Origin of the sequence: Pseudomonas sp. K2I15 (assembly GCF_002204795.1) — a bacterium.
Taxonomy (GTDB): domain Bacteria; phylum Pseudomonadota; class Gammaproteobacteria; order Pseudomonadales; family Pseudomonadaceae; genus Aquipseudomonas.
Genome location: NZ_NIXO01000011.1, coordinates 70568 through 84690, shown reverse-complemented (window position 1 = coordinate 84690; position 14123 = coordinate 70568). Strand labels below are relative to the sequence as shown.

At 60.1% G+C, this 14123-nt stretch carries 14 protein-coding genes and 1 other RNA gene; 6 read left to right on the top strand and 9 right to left on the bottom strand.

Annotated features, from left to right (window positions below; all coding sequences use genetic code 11):
- Positions 1-15: 15 nt before the first annotated feature.
- The 4 genes from CEC48_RS09875 to CEC48_RS09860 form a co-directional block, all read right to left on the bottom strand.
- Positions 16-1473, bottom strand: coding sequence for a glycosyltransferase family 39 protein (locus CEC48_RS09875; protein WP_088423566.1), 1458 nt, complete (start codon positions 1471-1473; stop codon positions 16-18).
- Between the two features lie 111 nt (positions 1474-1584).
- Positions 1585-2130, bottom strand: coding sequence for a nucleotidyltransferase family protein (locus CEC48_RS09870; protein WP_088423565.1), 546 nt, complete (start codon positions 2128-2130; stop codon positions 1585-1587).
- A gap of 61 nt (positions 2131-2191) precedes the next feature.
- Positions 2192-2464, bottom strand: a complete 273-nt coding sequence (locus CEC48_RS09865) for a DUF6124 family protein (protein WP_088423564.1) — start codon at positions 2462-2464, stop codon at positions 2192-2194.
- A 453-nt stretch (positions 2465-2917) separates the two neighbouring features.
- Positions 2918-3280: a helix-turn-helix domain-containing protein gene (locus CEC48_RS09860; protein WP_088423602.1), complete on the bottom strand. Its 363-nt coding sequence runs from the start codon at positions 3278-3280 to the stop codon at positions 2918-2920.
- 113 nt (positions 3281-3393) lie between these two features.
- Here CEC48_RS09860 and CEC48_RS09855 point away from each other — a divergent pair, with 113 nt between their 5' ends.
- Positions 3394-4128 carry an SDR family NAD(P)-dependent oxidoreductase gene (locus CEC48_RS09855; protein WP_088423563.1) on the top strand — a complete coding sequence of 245 codons (735 nt, stop codon included), beginning with the start codon at positions 3394-3396 and terminating at the stop codon, positions 4126-4128.
- Between the two features lie 194 nt (positions 4129-4322).
- Here the strand turns inward: CEC48_RS09855 and CEC48_RS09850 are convergent, their stop codons facing one another.
- The gene (locus tag CEC48_RS09850) at positions 4323-4775 is read right to left on the bottom strand and encodes a helix-turn-helix domain-containing protein (protein ID WP_088423562.1); all 453 of its coding nucleotides are present in this window, start codon (positions 4773-4775) and stop codon (positions 4323-4325) included.
- 160 nt (positions 4776-4935) lie between these two features.
- Between CEC48_RS09850 and CEC48_RS09845 the strand changes: the two genes are divergently transcribed.
- From CEC48_RS09845 to CEC48_RS09825, 5 genes are all read left to right on the top strand, one after another.
- Positions 4936-5127, top strand: coding sequence for a hypothetical protein (locus CEC48_RS09845; RefSeq protein ID WP_256579694.1), 192 nt, complete (start codon positions 4936-4938; stop codon positions 5125-5127).
- Positions 5072-6148 carry an SDR family oxidoreductase gene (locus CEC48_RS09840; RefSeq protein WP_256579693.1) on the top strand — a complete coding sequence of 359 codons (1077 nt, stop codon included), beginning with the start codon at positions 5072-5074 and terminating at the stop codon, positions 6146-6148. Before CEC48_RS09845 ends, CEC48_RS09840 begins: the two co-directional genes overlap by 56 nt.
- 84 nt (positions 6149-6232) lie before the next feature.
- A complete protein-coding gene (locus CEC48_RS09835; protein WP_088423560.1) occupies positions 6233-7174 on the top strand; it encodes an SDR family oxidoreductase in 942 nt (313 codons plus the stop codon).
- A gap of 113 nt (positions 7175-7287) precedes the next feature.
- Positions 7288-7908 carry an NADPH-dependent F420 reductase gene (locus tag CEC48_RS09830; protein ID WP_088423559.1) on the top strand — a complete coding sequence of 207 codons (621 nt, stop codon included), beginning with the start codon at positions 7288-7290 and terminating at the stop codon, positions 7906-7908.
- An 89-nt stretch (positions 7909-7997) separates the two neighbouring features.
- Complete coding sequence (locus CEC48_RS09825; RefSeq protein ID WP_088423558.1) at positions 7998-8396, top strand: nuclear transport factor 2 family protein; 399 nt, start codon at positions 7998-8000, stop codon at positions 8394-8396.
- Positions 8397-8482: 86 nt separating this feature from the next.
- Here CEC48_RS09825 and ssrA read toward each other — a convergent pair.
- From ssrA to CEC48_RS09805, 4 genes are all read right to left on the bottom strand, one after another.
- Positions 8483-8880, bottom strand: a transfer-messenger RNA (tmRNA) gene (gene ssrA, locus CEC48_RS09820).
- A gap of 103 nt (positions 8881-8983) precedes the next feature.
- A complete protein-coding gene (locus tag CEC48_RS09815) occupies positions 8984-9259 on the bottom strand; it encodes a hypothetical protein (RefSeq protein WP_088423557.1) in 276 nt (91 codons plus the stop codon).
- A 186-nt stretch (positions 9260-9445) separates the two neighbouring features.
- A complete protein-coding gene (locus tag CEC48_RS09810) occupies positions 9446-12256 on the bottom strand; it encodes an FAD-binding and (Fe-S)-binding domain-containing protein (RefSeq protein WP_088423556.1) in 2811 nt (936 codons plus the stop codon).
- A gap of 70 nt (positions 12257-12326) precedes the next feature.
- Complete coding sequence (locus CEC48_RS09805; protein ID WP_088423555.1) at positions 12327-14021, bottom strand: lactate permease LctP family transporter; 1695 nt, start codon at positions 14019-14021, stop codon at positions 12327-12329.
- Positions 14022-14123: the final 102 nt, after the last annotated feature.

The window sequence follows — 14123 nt, the reverse complement described above, 5'->3', positions numbered from 1 at the left end:
AGCGCTCCTCTTTGATCACTGCTCAACGAAGTAATAGGGCTGGCGATTGATCGCCATCTCCTTGACCACCGTCACCGGTACGTTCAGCCGGTCAGTATTGTCCACCAATGCCACGTTGCCGGGCTTGGCGGCGAGGTAGCTCTTGAGCTCCTCCGGTGTTTGCAGAATCGTCAAATAGCCCTGCATGTAAAACACCCCGGCGCCGGCGATTCGTTCATTCGCCTGATACAGCACCACCTCTTTGCCTTGCGCCTGCATGGCCTGGATCTCACTGATCACCGGCACAAACGATTCACGCTTATCGGCCTTCGGCGCGTACCAGAAAGCGGCAGTCAGGTAGCAGACAATCAGCACGGTGAACAGGCCACCCACAAAGCCACGTCGATTTTCATAAACGTGTTCGGCCACGTGGGAAACCTGCCCACGACTTTTCAACCAGCCCAGCAACACGCCGCCATACTCGGCGGCCAGCACTGCAGCGGCGGGAGTCAACGCCATCAGGTAGACCGTGCGTTTGCTGGAGGCGAACGTCAGCAGGGTGAACTGCGCCACCAGCCACACGCTGAAAAACAACCGGTAGCGGTTACGCACCAGGCTTTTGCGAAAGTGCCACAGCCCCAGGTACACCAGGATGTTCCAGGGCAAAAAGGCTTCAGGCAGTTTGGCGATGTAGTAATAGAACGGCTCGTAGTGGCCGGCTTCGACAAACGAGCCGCTGAAGCGCCCGACGCTGTTGGTCAGCAACACTTCACGGACCGCTTGCAGCCCGTCGCGCTGGTACAGGAAGCCCAGCCAGATCATCAGCGGCACAAGGGCCAACAGCGTGAACAGCCCGGGTTTGAGCCAGTCGCCCAGCTTGAATTGTTTATCCATCAGGCTGGTGCTGGCCAAATAGACGAAGATCACGATGCCCGGCATGGCCAGGCCCAGCACGCCTTTGCTCAAGGTGGCGATCACCATCCCCAAGGTAAACAGCAACCAGGTGCCCAGGTTGGAACTGTCGCGCTCCGACTCGGGGCGGTTGGCCTGATAGAACGCCAGCAGGGCCATGGTGACCCCGAGGGTGAGCAGCGAGTCTTCACCCACGCCGCGCACATTGCTCCAGTAACTGGCCATGGTCGCCAGCATCAACGCCGCGACAAACGCCAGCGTCTTGGGCCGGCCAAACTTGCGCAGCATCCCGTACAGCAGCATCACACTGAATAGCCCGGCAAACGCCGACGCCAGGCGCACCGCCCAGGTGGTGCCGCCAAACAGGCGAATCGCCCCGGCGTCGAGCCACAGGCTCAGCGGCGGTTTTTCCAGGAACGGTTCACGAAACAATCGCGGCACCACCCAGTCGTTATCCAGGTGCATGGCCATGGCGATCCCGGCCACACGGGCCTCGGTCGAGCCTTGCAACTCGTGGTTGCCAAGGGCAAAGAAAAACAACAGCGCAGCAAGCAGGAGCAGCAGAGGAGCGGAACGCGTCATGGATTCTGGCTACCGGGGCAGGGGACCGTTCGGGGGAGCAGTCCGGGCGATCGGTGAGTATACGAGGGTGATTCTTAATAATTCGTGAATGAGTGAGAGGTTTTTGTAGGGTCAGGGTTGTTTCAGCAGTGGCCAGTGGGTTAGCCAGTGTTTGGAGGTGATGCGTTGCTGGTAGATGGCGTGTTTGTCTATGGCAAAGCGGTGTGTGGGTTTGAGTTGGAGATTGAATAGGTCTTCCAGGCCGAGAGGGGCTGAAACTTCGCACACGTCCTCTGCGGTTCTTCTGACGGCTACTGCGGTGGCGGTCTCCGGCCAGTAGCGCATTGCATCGCTAACGTCCCGATAGGGCGCGTCGCCGTTTCGCAGGTGCATGCGGGCCTGGTTTTTTACTGACCAGTCGATGGCGGGTTCTGCTGCGCTTAATAGGGCTACGAGCCGGCGGTCTTCGTCGGGGTCGGTGCAGGTGGCGTCGAACCACAGTACATCGACGTCACCGGTCAGTGGCGATAGTGGGCGACCGTGCAGGTGATCCCATACGGCGTTACGTACGAAGCCGGCGCCGATCCAGCAGTCGGGGAGGGCCAGGGCGCGGACGATGTGGAGTAGATGCCAGCGTTGGCGATCGCTGATGATCAGTGTCTGGAGGGTCGTGAGCATGGGTATTGGGCTTGCGCTTGGCCTGAGCCCTGCCGAATACAGGACTCAGGTAGCTTCCGTTCTATGCGGTCACTTTATCTGCTGTAGGAACAAGAATGTCCAGTGCGCGCGTCACCAGTAATTCACCCAAGACGCTCAATTGCTGGGTGGCCAAAAGCTTATGGCGAAAGGCTCCATCAAACTCGAAAGCCAGATCAGTAGTGAGAGCGTTCAGCGAGGCGAGGGTTTCGCAGGCCTGTACGAGCAGAGTCTCGGGGTCAATATTTTGAGCGATGGTGAAGATTTGAGTTGCCGATTGGTCGAGGCTTGGCGGATTGGGAGTGATCTTTTTCATGGTGACGCTCCTACACTGGTGACGGGAGCTGCCATTCCCCTGCTGTCAAACAGGATTGGGTGGCAGCTGTACGCGGGTTGACAGACCGGAAGTGTAGGAACCCGGTGCACCCGAAGATGCCCCACGCACAGCCGCCATGAAGGACGCGGAATGCGCGAAGCATGCCGACTTATCAAGGGGAGTGAAAGGTTACACTTTTCGGCCTGTCAAAGCCGGTCGCTGATGAGCAGCAACCCGTGAAGGCTAACTTCGTGGCGTGGCTCGCGCCAGTTCATACAGGGCGCGGTGTCTTGCAGGAAAAATCCGAAGGCCCATTATGACTAATGTTAGTTTTCAATCTTGATTGGAATACAGGGGAATACCTTCCTTTGCCTGCCTGGCCGGTTGTATTCGACCTGCCACCCTCCCAAGAACGCGCAGGGTCCTGCGACTCAGCAGTTCTTCAATATCCTGCTAGGGCAGAGTGTCGCGCTTGGCGAAGATGCTGGCCATTTGCGCTGCATTCTCGGTTCCCCAGGTGCACAGCGGGATGATCGCGTCAGCCAGGCTGCGGCCGAGCGGGGTCAGGGTGTAGTCCACGCGGGGCGGCACTTCCTTGTAGTCGGTCCGCGTCAGCACACGATCGGCTTCCAGATCCTTCAATGACTGGATCAGCACCTTGTCGCTGACGCCCGGGATCAAGCGTTTGAGTTCGCCGTAGCGTTTCGGGCCGCCGCGCAGGAAAAAAATGACCAGCGGTTTCCACTTGCCCGAGATGATACGCAGCGTGGCGTTCAGCCCGCATCCGGTATCGCAGATTTCAGAAGATATCGTCATTTTTTCCATACTTACCAAAATGTGCATACTAGTCCTTAGGTTATCAGCTCTGCATACTCGCCCTCAAGCAAGCCGCCCGCTGCTTGCGCACAACTTCAATGAGGATGCATGACATGACCAGACTGAATGGGAAGACCGCAGTGATCACCGGTGGCGCTACCGGCATCGGCCGCGCTGCTGCAAAGCGCTTCATTGAGGAGGGCGCCTTTGTCTTCATCTTCGGCCGCCGCCAGGAAGCCCTCGACGCTGCTGTGGCTGACTTGGGGCCCAATGCCCGTGCGGTGAAGGGCTCGGTCTCGGATGAGGCCGACCTCGACCGACTCTACGCGGCGGTGAAGGCCGAGCGTGGAACCCTCGACATCGTCTTCGCCAATGCCGGCGCGGGAAGTCCACTTGCGCTCGGCAAGATCACTGCCGAGCACATTGACGAAACCTTCGACACCAATGTGAAGGGGACGATCTTCACGGTCCAGAAGGCGCTGCCGCTGATGGGCCTGGGTGGTTCGATCATCCTGACCGGATCGAGCGCCGGCACTACGGGCGCCCCGGGAATGAGCGCCTACAGCGCGAGCAAGGCAGCAGTGCGCAACCTGGCGCGGACCTGGGCGGAGGACCTGAAGGGCACCGGCATCCGGGTAAACGTGCTGTCGCCCGGGGCGACTGCGACCGAGCTGGCTAAGGAAGCGCTGGGCGAGGAGGGCCAGAAGGTCTATGCCGCGATGACTCCGCTTCAGCGCATGGCCGATCCGGCGGAGATCGGGGCCGTGGCCGCCTTTCTCGCGTCGCCGGACAGTAGCTTCATGACCGCCAGCGAGGTCGCCGTTGACGGCGGTCTTGCTCAACTCTGACGCCCTACGCCCAGGTACTCCATTCGATGGTCAGGCGCGTCGTATGACCCGGTAAACCCAAATGGTCTTGGACCTGGCGCCACTTGACGTTGCCTTGGCTGTGGCGGTGCAGAGGCTCGTCCTCCTTCAAGCGTCCTGCCGGTGGTGTGTGCATCCAGTGTGTGCGCCGTGACAGGGCGCGTTTGCCGCCTTGTTCATCCCCCGCCCTCAGGAAAGATGCACCCGCCATTGCGGACCAGTGCCTTTACTTCCTCGCTCACCTGCATGGGGTTTTGGCTTAATCGAGCAACAAAATCCTCGCGGCGCCGCACGTACGACTTCGAATCATGCTTCGCGCTCCACAGCACAATGCTGATCACAATTGGAATGAGGTCCAGTCCCTTCTCGGTCAACGTGTAAAAGTCCTTGCGCCTGTCGTCGGGGCTGGGCGCCTTCGACAGAACGCCTTGCTCCTCAAGAAAGGCAAGTCGGGAAGCAAGAACATTGGTTGCGATTCCCTCTTCCGATTTCAGGAAGTCGCCATACGTCTTCTTTCCAACAAAAACGATGTCGCGAATGATCAAGAGCGACCATCGGTCGCCGAAAATCTCCACGCCGTAGTTCACCGCGCAGTGGGATCGAAAGTCTTCTTTAAGCGTTGTCTTCATGGCTGGATCTTAGCATCGCTTGCATGTCGCAAGTAAAATCTCCATGGATTGCTTGCTTTTTGCAAGTGATCGGAACAGCATGGATCCTACGTTGAGTGAGTTCGTCGGGTCGCACCACCGCCTGAGAATGATCAACCCCATATCTGCAAGGAAACAGCGCATGAGCACTATCAGCATTATCGGCTCAGGCGACATGGCCGCAGCGATCGGCGGCCTTGCCGCCAAGGCCGTCGAGTTGATAAGTCGCAACGCCGCCAAGGCGCGGGCGCGGGCCGAGCAGATCGGAGCCGGGCCTCATGACTCACTCGGTCAAAAACGCCGATTTCGCGATGGCGTTAGTCTTTTTGACTGAGCGCACGCGCAGCAGAACGTCTCGTATCACACTGCTCAGAAGGGCCAATAACATGCTCGTTTTCGTCACTGGCGGCACCGGCCACGTCGGTTCGTACGTCATCCCCGACCTCATCGCAGCCGGCCACGAGGTCGTCGCTCTGGCAAGGTCAGACGCGTCCGCGGCTGCGGCGTATGCGCTTGGCGCCAAGGTGCGTCGTGGAGATCTTGCCGACCTCGAAGGGCTCAAGGCGGCGGCGGTCGAGTCCGACGGCGTCATCCACCTCGGATACAGGGCTGAACTGCTTCCGTCCGGCGGGATCGCCGCCTTAGTCGAATCGGAACTCGCGACCGTCCTCGCGTTCGGCGAGGCGCTGGCGGGCACGGATAAACCACTGGTCGTTGCAGGCAGTATCGGCACGCCCATGAACGTGGGCAGGGCGGCGCCTATCGGCGCACCGGTCAGTCTGGGCCGACCGGCGACCGAGGATGATCCTGCTTTACCTGGCGGCCCGATCGATTCAGGCACTCTGTTGGCCCGCAATATCGTGGAAACGGCCGTGGTGGGCCTCGCTGGGCGAGGTGTTAGATCGTCGGTCGTGCGGATTCCCACTCTCTTACACAGTGCGACCGGTCGCCTGCAGCTGATCATGCTCGCCAAAGCAAAGGGCTTCGCCGGCTATCCGGGAGACGGCAAGAACCGCTGGCCCGCCGTGCACGTCCGCGATCTTGCCTCTCTGTTCCGCCTGGCGCTCGAGAAGGGGGCCGCAGGCAAAACCTGGCACGCGATCGGCGACGAAGGAATCCCGTTCCGCGAGATCGCCGAGGCTATAGCCGCTCGCCTTGGAATACCCGCCGTGAGCATCCCCGCGGACGAACTGATGCTGCCGGGCTACTTTGGGTTCCTGGCGGCAGTGGCCACGCTAGACCTCCCCGCGTCGAACGCCATCACCCGCCAGGCTCTTGGCTGGGACCCGGTTCAGCCCGGTCTGATCGAGGACCTGGACAACGGCCATTACTTTGCACCGACTGACCTGAGCTGACGGCGGGGCGCCGGATCGCAAACGCGCCCGGCACAGCCCCCTGGCCCCTTTTTTTGCACCCCATTACCCACGAGGAGCACGCATATGCACGTTTTTGTTACTGGCGGCACCGGCCATTCCGGTCCGTACATCATCTGCGATCTTATCGCCGCCGGCCATCAGGTCACTGCCCTGGCTCGGTCCGACACGGCCGCGGCGCAGGCTGCTGCGCTCGGCGCCAAGGTACATCGCGGCAATCTCGAGGATCTCGACGGGTTAAAGGAAGCGGCCGCAGCCTCGGACGGCGTGATTCACCTGGCGCATCGGCAGGACCTGATTCCAACTGGCGGGATCAACGCCGTTGCGGCTGCGGAGCTTGAGATCATGCTCGCCTATGGCGAAGCACTGGCCGGCAGCGCAAAGCCGTTGGTCGTGTCTGGAAGCGTCGGCTCGCCCGGGTGGGAGGGCCTGGGCCGGCCGGCCACCGAGGAGGATCCGCCCCTTCCCGGCGGCGATCCGTACAAGAACACCCTGCGGGTTCGGAACATTGTGGAAACCACGGTGATCGGTCTGGCCGAAAAGGGCATACGGTCTTCGATCGTGCGGATCCCCGAGATCATGCACAGCTCCACCGATAACGCCGGCTTCCTTCCGTTGCTTATCGGGCTGGCTAAGGAAAAGGGTGTCGTCGGCTACCCCGGAGACGGTGCCAACCGTTGGGGGGCCGTGCACGCACGTGACCTTGCCACCGTGTTTCGCCTGGCGCTGGAGAAAGGCGCCGCGGGCAGAAGCTGGCATGCAATCGCCGACGTGGCTGTCCCGTACCGCCAGATCGCCGAAGCCATTGCCAGCCGGTTGAATCTTCCGGCCGTGTCTATTCCCGCAGACGTGCTGATGCTGCCTGGCTACTTCGGGTTCCTTGCGAATCTGGTCACGCTGGACACCCCGACATCGAACGCCATCACGCGTCGGGTTCTTGGCTGGGAACCAACCCAGCCCGGACTCTTCGCCGATCTGGATAGCGGTCATTACTTCCCGGCCGACTGATGAGGTGACGGCACACCGCCGGGTCGCACTGCGCCTGGCAGGTGGCCACGCCGCGACGGCGTAACCCGTCCAGAAACGATTGAAATTACCTGATTTCAGAACGGAGACTGCACATGAGCACTATCAGCATCATCGGTTCAGGAGGCATGGCCACGGCTATTGCCGGCCGTATCGCCAAGGCCGGCCACACCGTCGAAGTTGTCAGCCGCGATCCCGCCAAGGCGCAGGCGCTTGCCGACAAGCTCGCATCCGGAGCGATCACAGGGACTTACGGCGCCATTCCGGCGGGTGACATCGTCATTCTCGCCGTACCGTACACCAATGCGGTGGCGGTACTGGCCGACTTTGGGAAAGCGCTCGACGGTAAGGTGATCATCGATATCACCAACCCGGTCGCCCCCGACCTCTCGGGCCTCGTCACCCCCCACGGCAGTTCCGGCGCGCAGGAGATCGCCAAGGGCGCCCCCGCCAGCGCGCATGTCGTCAAGGCGTTCAATACCCTCTTCGGCCACGTACTTGCCAAGGATAAACGCCTCGACGCGTTCATCGCGGCGGACGATGCGCACGCCAAGGCGCGCGTCTCGACCTTCCTCGAGAGTCTCGGACTGCGTCCGTTGGATGTCGGCGGCCTGCAGATGGCCCAGACGCTCGAGTGGCTCGGTCTGATGATGATAGGTCTGGCCAAAAACGGTGCCGGCACTTGGGACATCGCAATGAATGTCGATATCGGCTGAATCACCGACACCACGTCCTCACCAGCGGGTCCACAACGTGTCCGATGATATCGGGCACGATCCTGGGTAAAGGAAATGGAGAGATTTCGATGAGCACACAAGAAAATGTCCAGACTGTGAAGAATTTTTTTGCAGCCATGGGCCGCGGCGACAGGCCAGGTCTGCTGGCGTTGTCTGCCGAAGATATCGAGTGGATCATTCCGGGCGAGGACTGGCCGCTGGCCGGCACGCACCGCGGGCACCAGGGATTGGTGGATTTGCTTCAGAAGGCTTGCGAAATCGAAACTTCATTCCCGCAGCCCCCCGAATTTGTAGCGCAGGGAGACCGGGTTCTGATGGTCGGGTTCGCCACGGGGAAAGTTAAGGCCACGAACAGGACGTTCGAGGACCATTTTGTCTTCGCCATGACTGTTCGAAATGGCAAAGTGAAAAACATCCGCGAATATATCGACACGCAAGCACTGGCACGGTCCTCCGAGCTCGCGTGAGCCCCAGGCCATAAGCGCTGAAAACCCGTATTCACTGGATTTCAGGCACAAAAAAAGACGTCCGTGGACGTCTTTAGATGATGAAGTGGTGGAGCCGGGGGGATTTGAACCCCCGTCCGCCAGTACTCCGCTGTCGGTACTACATGCGTAGCCGTATCTATTAAGTTAACCCTCAGCGACCCGAAGGGCAGGGTGCTTTGGGCGAGTTGTGTAAGTTTTAGCCGATTCGTCCACAACGTACTGCACGGCGATTCTGTTCTATATGACAATCACTTTGGGTTTACAGACATCCCCTGGTGATTGCTGGACCCGAAGGTACCAGAAGCTCAGGATCTAAAGCTGCTTACGCAGCGAGAGAGAATTCCTGGCCGTAGGTTTCGTCATTGGCAACTATAAGAAGTTGCAACAGTGGATTTACGAGTTCTGTTACCAACTCGGCATGCACCTAAAGTTTCGCGACCGGCGTCGAATCCTAAACGGCCCCGTGCTTGTAACTCGTTGTTTCTTAGTGAGTGACAAGCCTTTGCAGTGTACGCCAATCGGTCACAGAAGGCCAACCCCAAGGTTGGCCTTGGGCGGTCAGCGAGTTACTGATTGCCGCCTTTTTCAGTGTTCTGCAGGTCTTGAATGGTCTTGGTGGTGATTTCGATGCATAGCCCGTCGTTGCCTGCTGCGTGGGCGGCTTCGGCTCGTTGAATATCGCCTTTGATGTCGCCATCATCTCCACGGCTTGTGGCTGCGGTGAGTTGTTCGCCGCTTTTGATTCTGGAGAGATTGGCTTCGCACAGATTGTCCGCAGCAAACGCGGGGGACGCCAGCATCGCAGCGGTAATGAACAAACCAGCAAGAGCGGAACGCTTCATGGGTATCTCCTTGTGCAAATAAGGCTCGATGCTGCCGGTTTTCCGTACAGCTAGCGAGGTCACTGATGAGCCTCGTTTGTCGAGGCTTATGCAGATGACTACGTCGGCGCGCAGGGGTTCTGTTTTGTTGCTGGATTCGTCGAAAAACCCCGAAGTCATTAGGTTTTGCACCCAAACAGGGCGGCTCTAATGGGCGCGCGCCTGGGTCACTCGGTCCACCAGGTACACCAGGCCGTGGTAATCAATCCCGCCATGTTGCGTCAGGCCAATCTCACACGTACGGCTGGTGGAGATGCCTTCGCTGCAATACTGCACGGCGTCTTTGAGGCTGCGCAGTGAGTGGGCATTCAGCTCTGGCGTGGTGAAGCCCTTGTCGCCGGCAAAACCACAGCAGTGAATGCCTTCGGGGATCACCACGTTTTTGCTGCAACGCCTGGCCAGGTCGATCAGCGCCTGGCTTTCTCCCAAATGTTGGGTGCTGCAGGTGACGTGCACGGCGATCGGGGCTTCCTGGGGTGTGAAGTCGAGCCGGTCCATCAGGTGGGAGCGGATAAAACGTACCGGGTCGTAGAGGTCGAGGCGTGTTTCGGACAGGTCCTGGACCAGGCGCAGGGTGCACGGGCTGGTGTCGCAGTAGATCGGGTCGAGGCCGCCACGGCTGGCGTGGAGCAGGGCGCCGATCAGTTCCTCGCGTTTGTGTTCGGCTTGTTCGGCGTAGCCTTTGGACGCGAAAGGCTGGCCGCAGCAGAGGTTGTCCTGATTGTCGGGGAAGACTACCTGGTAACCGGCTTTTTCCAGCAAACCACGGGTTTTGTCGTACAGCGACATCTGTTCATTGTCGCCGGCTGCCGGGCCCATTGCGCGTGATACGCAGGCGGCGAGGTACACCACGCGAGGTCGCTCATCGCTCACGGCGGGGCTGAAGCGTATGGCTTTTTCCGGTTGCGGCATGGCGTTGGTCCACTGGGGGATTTGCCCCTTGGACAGCCGGGTCACCGTGGCCGAGAGCTTCGCCAGTCGCGGTGCGCCCAGGAACATGCGCGCACCGTTGGCCACGTGCAACGTGAAGCGCGCCCCTTGCAAGGCGGTGGCGAAATGCGTCGATAGCCATTCGGCTGTTTTCGTACGGTCGGCGTCGCGGCTGCGCAGCTTTTTCACCAGGTCGCCGGTATTGATTCCTACCGGGCAGCGTTGGGCGCAAAGCCCGGTTGCCGCGCAGGTGTCGATGCCTTGGTATTGATAGGCCTCTTCCAGTTCAGTGGTGTCGATACCGGCGCGCTTTTTGGCCTGGATATCACGCCAGATCACAATGCGCTGGCGTGGGCTCAGGGTCAGCCCTTTCGCCGGGCAAACCGGCTCGCAGAAGCCGCACTCGATGCACTTATCCACAAGCTCGTCCGCGGCGGGCAGCGGCTTGAGGTGTTTGAGGTGGATTTGTGGGTCGTCACTGAGCACCACGTCGGGGTTGAGAATGCCGTTGGGGTCGAGCAGGCGCTTGAGCTGCCACATCAACTGGTAGGCATCGCTGCCCCATTCCAGCTCGACGAAGGGCGCCATGTTGCGACCGGTGCCGTGCTCTGCTTTTAACGAACCGCCAAACTCTACGGCCACCAACTGGGCGACGTCGTCCATGAACGCCTGGTAGCGCGCCACTTCTTGCGCACTGTTGAAGCCTTGGGTGAACACAAAGTGCAGATTGCCTTCCAGGGCGTGTCCGAAAAGGATCGCTTCGTCGTAGTGATGTTTGTCGAACAGCTCGATCAGGCGATTAACCCCGATGGCCAGTTGCTCCACCGGGAAGGTCACGTCTTCGATGATCACGGTGGTGCCGGTTTTACGCACGGCACCCACGGCGGGGAATGTGTCTTTGCGGATCGCCCACAGGCGGGCGTTTTCAATCGGGTCTTCGGTGAAGTCGACCTGTTTCTCCACCGGGAAGCTGGCCAGGGAAGCCATGATCAGCGCCAGTTGCTCATGCAGCAGCGAGGGCGATGCCGCGCGGGATTCGATCAACAGGGCGCAGGCGTTTTCCGACAGATGCTGTACGAAAGCCGGCATGCCGGGTTTGTCCTGCACCGAGCGCATGCTGCGGCGGTCCAGCAGTTCGACCGCTGAAACAGGTTGGGTTTTGAGTACGGTCACGGCGTTGCAGCAGGCTTCCACATCGGGGAACACGATCAGGGCCGAGGCTTTGTTCGGGTGATCGATCACCGTGTCGTAGGTCACTGCGCTGATAAAGCCCAGGGTGCCTTCGGAGCCAACCAACAGATGGCTGAGGATATCCAGTGGCTCGTCAAAATCCACCAGGGCGTTGAGTGACAAGCCGGTGGTATTTTTCAGACGGTATTTGTGGCGGATTTTTGCGGCGAGTTCAGCGTTGGCCCGCGTTTCGCGACCCAGTGTCGCCAGGCGTTCAAGCAGGTCGCCGTGATGTTGGCGAAAGGCCGAAACGCTGGCCGGATCTTCTGTGTCCAGACGGCTGCCATCGGCCAGCACCAGGCGAATGCCCGCCAGGGTGTGATAGGTATTCTGGGCCGTGCCACAGCACATGCCACTGGCATTGTTGGCGACAATGCCGCCAATCTTGCAGGCATTGATCGACGCCGGGTCCGGCCCGATCTTGCGCCCGAATGGTGCCAGCCAGGCGTTGGCCTGTGCGCCAATCACACCGGGCTGCAGGCGGATTTGTGTGCCCTGGCCGCGAATCTCGCGCCCGTTCCAATTGTCCCCCAGCACGATCAGCACCGAGTCGCTGATGGCCTGCCCGGAGAGGCTGGTGCCCGCTGCACGAAAGGTCACCGGTACGCGGTCACGTTGGGCTAGTTGCAGCAGGGCCACTACTTCATCTTCCGATTCAACGCGGACCACTAACTGTGGGATCAGTCGGTAAAAACTCGCGTCGGTGCCGAAGGCGAGGGTGGAAAGTGGATCGTCGAAGCGACGATTTTTCGGGATCAGTTGTGCGGCGTCGCTCAGAAAAGCAGCAGGCAGGCTCATCGGTCCTCCAGAAATAGCTGACGCCGGAATCGCTGCCCGGCGTCGGTTCTTACCCTATTACACGCAGGTCTCAGTGCACCAGCATGCCGGTAAACCAGTAGGCCTGGGCCAGGGTGATCAACCCGACAATCGTCGCGAAGAACAGGCTGTGCTTGAGGGTGAAGCGGAACAGGTCGGATTCCTTGCCCACCAGGCCTGTCGCTGCGCACGCCACGGCGATCGACTGCGGCGATATCATCTTGCCGGTCACGCCGCCGCTAGTGTTCGCGGCCACCAACAAGATGTCGTTGACGCCGATCTGGTGTGCGGTAGTGGCTTGCAGTGAGCTGAACAGCGCGTTGGATGACGTATCGGAGCCCGTCAGGAATACCCCGAGCCAGCCGAGAAATGGCGAGAAAAACGGGAACGCCGCGCCGGTAGCCGCCAGCACCAAGGCCATGGTCGATGACATGCCGGAGTAGTTGGTGACGAAGGCAAAGGCCAGCACCATGCCGATCGACAGAATCGGCCAGCGCAGTTCATAGAAGGTTTCTTTCAATGTGGTCAGACCAGTTTTGAAATTGATCTTCAGCACCAGCATGGATACCAGGGCGGAGAAGAAAATCGCCGTGCCGGTTGCGGAAATCGGATCAAGCTTGAACACCGCAGGGATAGCCGTTGGGTTGGCAACGATTGGTGCAACCTTAATCACCAGTTGGTCCAAGTGCGGGATCGCAAAGTTGAACACTGAGCTGTACATCGCGCCACCCGCGGCGAACATCGCCTTGAAGGGTTTGAGGGTCCAGATGGTGACCAGCACGGTCAAGATCAGGAACGGCGACCAGGCCTTGAAAATTTGCCCCAGGCTGTAAGGCGAAGCCAAGGTGTTGCGAGGCAGGCCAAAACCACCAACGCTTGCGGTGACGGTTGTGCTGGAGGTTGCGCCCGCGACTTGCGCGCCGGCACTGCGTTTGGGCTGCCAGACTTTGAGGAAGAGGGTCAGGGAGATCAGGCTGACCAGGGCCGAGGTGATATCCGGCAGTTCCGGGCCGATGAAGTTCGAGGTGAAGAACTGCGTGACGGCAAAGCTCAGGCCCGCGACCAGTGCGGCTGGCCAGGTTTCTTTGACGCCCCGCAGGCCGTCCATCATGAACACCAGCCAGAACGGCACGAACAGCGAGAGCAGCGGCAACTGGCGGCCAGCCATGGCGCCGATCTTGAATGCGTCGATGCCGGTAACCTGGCCGGCCACGATGATTGGAATCCCCAATGCACCGAATGCTACGGGTGCGGTGTTGGCAATCAGGCACAGGCCTGCGGCGTATAGCGGGTTGAAGCCCAGGCCTACCAGCAGTGCGGCAGTAATCGCCACGGGTGCGCCGAAACCGGCGGCACCTTCCAGGAAGGCACCGAAGCAGAAGCCGATCAGCAGCACTTGCAGGCGCTGGTCGTCGGTAATCGACAGCACGGAGCTGCGGATAATTTCGAACTGGCCGCTCTTGACCGTCAGTTTGTAGAGGAATACGGCGGCAACGATGATCCAGGCGATGGGCCACAGGCCGTAGGCAAAGCCATAACCGGCGGCGGCGAGCGCCATGTCGACCGGCATCTGGAAGGCAAAAATCGCCACCAGGATCGACAGTGCCAAGGTGATGCTGCCAGCAACGTGGCCCTTGAGGCGGAACACGGCCAGGGCCAGGAAGAAAAATACGATGGGAATAACGGCGGCCAGTGCGGACAGGCCGAGGCTGCCGAGCGGGCTGTAGAGCTGTTGCCAGGTTTGCATATGGGGTGGCCCCTAATTGTTGTTGGTCAGGCACTGCTTGGACGATTTGGATAATTGGTATTACCAATTTACAATCGCCGTTGGCTAGGTTAAAAGCCTTCA

Coding starts and splice junctions, on each gene's coding strand:
- CEC48_RS09875 (WP_088423566.1), bottom strand. CDS start 1,473: ATGACGCGTTCCGCTCCTCTGCTGCTCCTGCTTGCTGCGCTGTTGTTT.
- CEC48_RS09870 (WP_088423565.1), bottom strand. CDS start 2,130: ATGCTCACGACCCTCCAGACACTGATCATCAGCGATCGCCAACGCTGG.
- CEC48_RS09865 (WP_088423564.1), bottom strand. CDS start 2,464: ATGAAAAAGATCACTCCCAATCCGCCAAGCCTCGACCAATCGGCAACT.
- CEC48_RS09860 (WP_088423602.1), bottom strand. CDS start 3,280: ATGACGATATCTTCTGAAATCTGCGATACCGGATGCGGGCTGAACGCC.
- CEC48_RS09855 (WP_088423563.1), top strand. CDS start 3,394: ATGACCAGACTGAATGGGAAGACCGCAGTGATCACCGGTGGCGCTACC.
- CEC48_RS09850 (WP_088423562.1), bottom strand. CDS start 4,775: ATGAAGACAACGCTTAAAGAAGACTTTCGATCCCACTGCGCGGTGAAC.
- CEC48_RS09845 (WP_256579694.1), top strand. CDS start 4,936: ATGAGCACTATCAGCATTATCGGCTCAGGCGACATGGCCGCAGCGATC.
- CEC48_RS09840 (WP_256579693.1), top strand. CDS start 5,072: ATGACTCACTCGGTCAAAAACGCCGATTTCGCGATGGCGTTAGTCTTT.
- CEC48_RS09835 (WP_088423560.1), top strand. CDS start 6,233: ATGCACGTTTTTGTTACTGGCGGCACCGGCCATTCCGGTCCGTACATC.
- CEC48_RS09830 (WP_088423559.1), top strand. CDS start 7,288: ATGAGCACTATCAGCATCATCGGTTCAGGAGGCATGGCCACGGCTATT.
- CEC48_RS09825 (WP_088423558.1), top strand. CDS start 7,998: ATGAGCACACAAGAAAATGTCCAGACTGTGAAGAATTTTTTTGCAGCC.
- CEC48_RS09815 (WP_088423557.1), bottom strand. CDS start 9,259: ATGAAGCGTTCCGCTCTTGCTGGTTTGTTCATTACCGCTGCGATGCTG.
- CEC48_RS09810 (WP_088423556.1), bottom strand. CDS start 12,256: ATGAGCCTGCCTGCTGCTTTTCTGAGCGACGCCGCACAACTGATCCCG.
- CEC48_RS09805 (WP_088423555.1), bottom strand. CDS start 14,021: ATGCAAACCTGGCAACAGCTCTACAGCCCGCTCGGCAGCCTCGGCCTG.